The 6,000-nt window shown below is 62.4% G+C and carries 6 protein-coding genes; 5 read left to right on the top strand and 1 reads right to left on the bottom strand.

All coding sequences use genetic code 11. The annotated features are described in order from the left end of the window. Both VNX23_RS23995 and VNX23_RS23990 read left to right on the top strand, forming a co-directional pair. Positions 1-943 (top strand): GGDEF domain-containing phosphodiesterase (locus VNX23_RS23995; RefSeq protein WP_325634058.1); only part of this gene is annotated, 943 nt, incomplete at its 5' end. 176 nt (positions 944-1,119) lie between these two features. Beyond that, complete coding sequence (locus VNX23_RS23990) at positions 1,120-1,905, top strand: N-acyl amino acid synthase FeeM domain-containing protein (RefSeq protein ID WP_325634057.1); 786 nt, start codon at positions 1,120-1,122, stop codon at positions 1,903-1,905. Positions 1,906-2,060: 155 nt separating this feature from the next. Here the strand turns inward: VNX23_RS23990 and VNX23_RS23985 are convergent, their stop codons facing one another. Then, positions 2,061-2,270 carry a PRC-barrel domain containing protein gene (locus VNX23_RS23985; protein WP_325634056.1) on the bottom strand — a complete coding sequence of 70 codons (210 nt, stop codon included), beginning with the start codon at positions 2,268-2,270 and terminating at the stop codon, positions 2,061-2,063. 463 nt (positions 2,271-2,733) lie between these two features. Here VNX23_RS23985 and pal point away from each other — a divergent pair, with 463 nt between their 5' ends. The 3 genes from pal (at position 2,734) to tilS (ending at position 5,800) form a co-directional block, all read left to right on the top strand. Next, entirely contained in the window at positions 2,734-3,222 is a 489-nt protein-coding gene (gene pal / locus VNX23_RS23980) for a peptidoglycan-associated lipoprotein Pal (protein ID WP_325634055.1), read from the top strand. Between the two features lie 187 nt (positions 3,223-3,409). Then, the gene (gene ybgF / locus VNX23_RS23975) at positions 3,410-4,414 is read left to right on the top strand and encodes a tol-pal system protein YbgF (RefSeq protein WP_325634054.1); all 1,005 of its coding nucleotides are present in this window, start codon (positions 3,410-3,412) and stop codon (positions 4,412-4,414) included. 324 nt (positions 4,415-4,738) lie between these two features. Further along, the gene (gene tilS, locus VNX23_RS23970) at positions 4,739-5,800 is read left to right on the top strand and encodes a tRNA lysidine(34) synthetase TilS (RefSeq protein WP_325634053.1); all 1,062 of its coding nucleotides are present in this window, start codon (positions 4,739-4,741) and stop codon (positions 5,798-5,800) included. Positions 5,801-6,000 lie beyond the last annotated feature (200 nt).

The following is a 6,000-nucleotide window of genomic DNA, read 5'->3' as shown; positions in this document are numbered from 1 at the left end:
CGGCATCGCGATGACGTCGCCGGACATCAGCGCCGACACATTGCTGAAGAACGCCGACATGGCGCTCTATCGCGCCAAGGCGGACGGCCGCGGAACCTTCTGCTTCTTCCGCGACGAGATGGCGCAGACCGTCGAGGCACGCCGCATTCTGGAACTCGACTTGCGCAAGGCGCTGTCGAACGAGGAATTCGAGCTGTTCTATCAGCCACTCGTCAATCTCAGGTCCGGCCGGATATCGACATGCGAGGCGCTGCTGCGCTGGAATCACCCGGTGCGCGGCACGGTGTCGCCGGTCGATATCATCCCGGTCGCCGAAGACATGGGGCTTATCGTCGACCTCGGCCGCTGGATCCTGCGCAAGGCCTGCATGGAGTGCATGAAATGGCCCGACGGCGTCAGCGTCGCGGTCAACTTCTCGCCGCAGCAGTTCCATCAGCGTGACGTGCTGAGCGAGGTTCGCTACGCGCTCGAAGTCTCCGGGCTGCCTGCCACTCGCCTTGAAATCGAGATCACCGAATCGTCGCTGTTGCGCAATACGCAGTTGACCCACGACGTGCTGTCTCAACTGCGCGAGATCGGCGTGCGAATATCGCTGGACGACTTCGGCACCGGCTATTCGAGCCTCAGCTATCTGCATAATTTCCCGCTGCAGAAGGTGAAGATCGATCGCTCGTTCCTGGAAGGAATCGACACCGATCGTCCGCTGCGCCTGTTGCGCGGCGTGGCGCGGCTCAGTGCCGATCTTGGCATGTCGGTGGTGGTCGAAGGCATCGAGACCAATGAGCAGCTGGAGCTGGTCAACGCCGACGGCACCGTGACCGAAGCGCAAGGATACCTGTTCAGCCGCCCGGTTCCGGCCATGCGAATCCGCCAGCTCCTGAACGCCTCGCACGGTCGCCGGACCGACGAGGACCAGCCGGCGTCCAGCCGGTCCATCGCCTGAAAATCATTCTGGCCCGAGCGGCCTCGTCCCCCCTCATGCTGATTTATTCCCCGCCCAAAAAACAAATCTTGTTTACTTGCTGCGATTAACCCTAACGCCTCGATTGTTTTGCAGTTGCGGTAGGAAACCATTAACCTTCCGATTGTGTGGGGCTAAGTTGGGTGCGTGGGGGGCAAGTGAGTTCGATTCCAGAGTTAAGAAGCCGGCCTCCAGAGCGTAAAATCGAACTACTTGATCAAGTCGATTACCGCCTCGCGGAAACCGAGGAGGAGAGGGACGAGATCTATCGTCTTCGCTATCGCGCCTATTTCAACGAAGGTGCGATCGAACCCAATCGCGAACGCAAGGTCAGCGATCGTTTCGACGACCTGCCAAATTCCTGGATCTTCGGCGTCTATTTTGACGGCGTGCTTTCAAGTTCGCTGCGCATCAGCGTCGCCTCGCCGGAATGGCCTGATACGCCGTCGATGAGCGTCTTTCCGGAAATCCTGGGTCCGGAGCTTGCGAAGGGGAAGGTCATGGTTGACCCCACGCGTTTCGTCGCCGATCCGGCGCGGGCCAAGCGCATTCCGGAATTGCCCTACATGACGCTGCGGCTCGCTTATGTGGCCTGCGAATACTTCCGCGCCGACATGGGCCTGGCTTCGGTTCGAACCGAACATCAGGCGTTCTACAAGCGCGTCTTCCTGCATACGATCTCGCCGGCGCGCGCTTACCCGACCCTGACCAAGCCGATCTGTCTGATGGCGATCGACTTCCCCGCCATGCGCGAGAAGGTGTTCGCCCGGTACCCGTTCCTGCGTTCGAGCTATTTCGAGCGCCGCATGCTGTTCGAACGCGACAGCCACCGCCTGTCCCCGGTGGTCAACCTGCCGGCGTTCCCGATCGAACGCGCTTCCGTCGTGCTGCCCGTCTCGAGCGAGGAGGGACGGGCGACCTCGCCTTCAACCGGGGCTGGCTAGTGTGTGGCGGAATCAAATCCAGAGCCACACTAAACCAGAGAGTTGCTTGGTTCCGACGCTCGTAATAGTGCGTGCGGCAAGGTCATGCGAACCTCGGAACCGGAACACTAGCCTCGGCTCTTTCCCGGATTTGCCTGTTCCGGCCGCAGCAACGATCATTGCTCGGCCATCTTGATGGTCGAGACCGGCCACTTGCCTTCGTGGCCCCTGATCGCAATGCGCAGACCGTGGAATTCGTCAAGCCAGACGTTTTCCACGGTTCCCGCCTTGCCATCGGTAAGAGCGACGGCTTTGCCGACAAGCTCGGTTTCCGCTTTTTCGAATTCGGCAAGAATGGTCGCTGCTCGCGCTTTGGCCCGTGGCATTCGTTCACTCGATCGTTTCGGGAAGGGGTCAGCTGTCGCACGCCGGCGTGGGCAAATCAGGGCGGCCGCGCGGCAGAAGGTTGGCGCCACCCATGCGTGTGCGCTGCCTGCATGGATCTTTTTTCGAAACATTCGGTCCGCCGTTCTTCCGGGTGGAATTTGTTCCCTGCCCGCTCGGCGCGCAGCCCTTTCGTCATGCTACAACTAATTGAAGTTTATGGCGAAATCGGATGCCCTCGGCGGCGTCCAACACCTCTCGGAAACCGTGGATATGATTGCTGTCCTGGGCTTGCCTTCACCCTCGTGCCACATTTACAACCCATTAACTATCGCGGTTGCTTTTCGCCGACCGGGGGCATTTGATCGGATTTGGCAACATCCCATCAAGGTTGACCAAACGTTCGCTTAACCATCGCCCTGTAGACCGGATAGCAGTCGAAAACGTAAGCGTGGAGACTCCACGATGAAAGATCATATGCGCGTCCTCCGGGGATTGAAGCTGGCCGCCGTGCTCGCGGTGGCGCTGTCGATGGGCGCCTGTGCAAAGAACCCGCTTGCCGATGGCGCGATGGCCAGCGCCGCGACGCCCGGCAGCCAGCAGGATTTCGTGGTCAATGTTGGCGATCGCGTATTTTTCGACAGTGATCAGACCGAATTGTCGCCGCAGGCGATTGCGACGCTCGAGAGGCAGGCGCAGTGGCTGCAGACCTACAACCGCTATACCTTCACCATCGAAGGCCATGCCGACGAGCGGGGAACGCGCGAATACAACATCGCGCTCGGCGCGCGGCGTGCCCAATCGGTCCGCGCCTTCCTCACCTCGCGCGGGATCGATCCCTCCCGTATGCGCACGATCTCGTACGGCAAGGAGCGCCCGGTCGCGGTCTGCAATGACATCTCCTGCTGGTCGCAGAACCGCCGTGCGGTCACGGTGCTGAACGCGAGTTCGTAAGCAGCGCGTCCCGTTTCGACGAACCTTGTTGCCGGCGCCCTCCTTGGCGCCGGTTTGTTGCAAGCTTTGCTGACACCAGCCGCAGGGCAGTGCCTTTATGCCTTTGTCTCAGTCACATTTTTGGCGTACTCGGTGTCTCAATAGTGATCCGCCTTGAGCTCACGTCGATTCCGTACGTCAGGCCAGAATGTCATTCAGATTTCATAACGTTGCGCGCGCTGCCGCCTTGTCCGCTATGCTCGCTTGGTGCCCGCAGGCGCTGGCGCAATCCGACGATGTCGACCCGGAGGTCCGGATTCAGCTGGAAAATCAGATCCGGCAACTGACCGGGCAGAACGAGGAACTGCAGTTCCGCAACCGGCAGCTTGAAGAGCGTCTGCGGACGCTGCAGGGTGCCCAGGGGCTACCCGCGGGCCAGCCCGTCCCGGTTCAGCCCAATATGGCCGCCTTGCCCCCGGCGCAGCCCGGGCCTTCGGTCCGGTCGCCACAGCCGCAAGCAGGTTTTGAGCCGCAGGTCGGCTCTCCCGCGCCGATCGTCCAGGAGCCTCCGGCAGCACCCGGCGGCCGCCGCCGCGGCGATGCCTTCGATCCCAGCCAGAATCCGAACGCTCCCGGCGCGCCGCGTGCGCTCGGCGGAGGACAGCTCCCCATGCCGACCGAGGCGCCGATCGGTGCGCCCGGCGGGCGCGGCCCGGGCGAGCCGCTCGACCTTGCCAATACCGCTGCAGCAGCAAGCAATTCCGCCGGCGTCCTGCCGCCGCAGCGCAATGCCAATGCGACCGGAGCGCTCACCACGCTGCCGCCCTCGGCAACGCCACGGGACGAGTTCGACCTCGGCGTCGGCTACATGCAGCGCAAGGACTATGCGCTTGCCGAGGAAACGATGCGCAGCTTCGTCAAGAGATATCCGAGCGATCCGCTGATCGCAGAGGCGCAATTCTGGCTTGGCGAAAGTTTCTTCCAGCGCCAGCTGTATCGTGATGCGGCCGAATCCTTCCTCGGCGTGACCACCAAGTTTGATCGCTCGGCAAAAGCCCCGGACGCCTTGCTGCGGCTCGGCCAGTCGCTCGCAGCGTTGAAGGAGAAAGAGGCCGCCTGCGCCGCCTTTGGCGAAGTGGGGCGGAAATATCCTCGCGCCTCCTCGGGCATCAAGCAGGCGGTCGACCGCGAGCAGAAGCGCGAGCGGTGCTAGTGTCCCGGTTCCGACGTTCGTATGACTTTGCCGCACGCACTTCTACGAACGTCGGAACCGAAGGGACACTGGCAACCCTATGAGTCTGGTGTGGCTTTGGATTAGACGTTCCTATGACGCACTCCCGGTGAGACTGATAGGAATCCGCCACACTAGTGGGTGGAGCGAATTTGACATTCGCTACCCGCCTGCACGATTGATTTCATAGGCACATTTCCCGGACCAGCCGATTTTTTGTCGGGCGGGATAACCGTCGGCATTGAGCATCCGTGTCGTTCTGTTGCTAGACTTCATGGACGGGCTTCGACATCAGCCGGCGCCACCATGCCTGACGACAACTCTCCGATCTCGGCACAGCATGCGAAAGATCTGTTCGCCGGTTTCAAAGGCCTCCCCGCGATCGTCCTGGCTGTTTCCGGCGGCCCCGATTCGCTCGCGCTGATGTGGCTTGCCGCGCGCTGGCGCCATGCCCTGACCCGAGGGCCGCGGCTTCTCGCCGTCACGATTGATCACGGCTTGCGCCGGGAGGCGGCGCGCGAGGCACGCGAGGTCAAGCGCCTGGCGCGTTCGCTCGGTCTCACCCATCGCACCATGCGCTGGACCGGTGCGAAACCAAAATCCGGCTTGCCCGCTGCGGCGCGCAGCGCGCGTTACCGCCTGCTGGTCAAAGCCGCGCGCGAGAGCGGCGCCACGCATATCCTCACCGCCCATACGCGTGACGATCAGGCGGAAACGCTTCTGATGCGCCTTGTTCGCGGCAGCGGGATAGCCGGTCTTTCGGCGATGGCGCGGGAGAGCGAGCGCGAGGGCGTGCGCTTGGCCCGCCCGCTTCTGGACGTTCCGAAATCGCAGCTGATCGCAACGCTTCGCAAGGCAAAGCTCGGCTTTGCCGATGATCCGACCAACCGCGACGTGAGCTTTACCCGGCCCCGTCTTCGCGCGTTGATGCCGGCGTTGGCCGCGGAGGGCGGTGATGCGCGCAATCTGGCGCGGCTGGCCTCGCGACTGGCGCGGGCCAATACGGCGATCGAACTCCTTGTCGACGGCGCCGAGCGATATCTGACGCTCAGGGATCGAATGACCGCGGCGCCGAGCGACGCTGATGTCGTTGCGGCCAAAAGCTTCGATGCTAGGGCCTTTGCCGCGATGAGCGATGAAATCCGGCTTCGGCTGTTGCTGCGCGCCATCAACCGGTTTGGTCATGAGGGGCCGGCCGAACTGGGCAAGGTCGAAGTCCTGTTGTCGGCTCTGGACGAGGCCATGGCCAAAAGCGGGGCCAAGCGACGCCCTCGGCTGAAACAGACCCTGGCGGGTGCGCTGATCAGTCTCGCCGATGATCGCATCAGCGTCGTACCGGCGTCGCCCCGTCGCCGCCGACCCGGTTGAGGCAGGCAGCATCCGCTCCAAAGCGCGTTTTTGGGGCCTTAACCACCCCGAAAGACACCGATTTCTGCGCCACGATTTGAACCGGAATGGCGCTAAGATAGGCTAAATAGTCCTATGTGGTTCCCTTGGCAGCAACCGCCTCGGCACCTAGATTGTTTAACGCAGTCGGATGAGGGATTCCCTCGCGCCTACCCCCAAAG

Origin of the sequence: Bradyrhizobium sp. (assembly GCF_035570375.1) — a bacterium.
Lineage (GTDB): Bacteria > Pseudomonadota > Alphaproteobacteria > Rhizobiales > Xanthobacteraceae > Bradyrhizobium.
Note: the sequence above shows the minus strand (reverse complement) of the source record. Positions and strands in the feature narration are given on the sequence as shown.

What these genes read in the sequence shown, in the direction of transcription:
- VNX23_RS23985 (WP_325634056.1), bottom strand. Translation starts at nt 2,270, where the DNA reads ATGCCACGGGCCAAAGCGCGAGCAGCGACCATTCTTGCCGAATTCGAA.
- pal (WP_325634055.1), top strand. Translation starts at nt 2,734, where the DNA reads ATGAAAGATCATATGCGCGTCCTCCGGGGATTGAAGCTGGCCGCCGTG.
- ybgF (WP_325634054.1), top strand. Translation starts at nt 3,410, where the DNA reads ATGTCATTCAGATTTCATAACGTTGCGCGCGCTGCCGCCTTGTCCGCT.
- tilS (WP_325634053.1), top strand. Translation starts at nt 4,739, where the DNA reads ATGCCTGACGACAACTCTCCGATCTCGGCACAGCATGCGAAAGATCTG.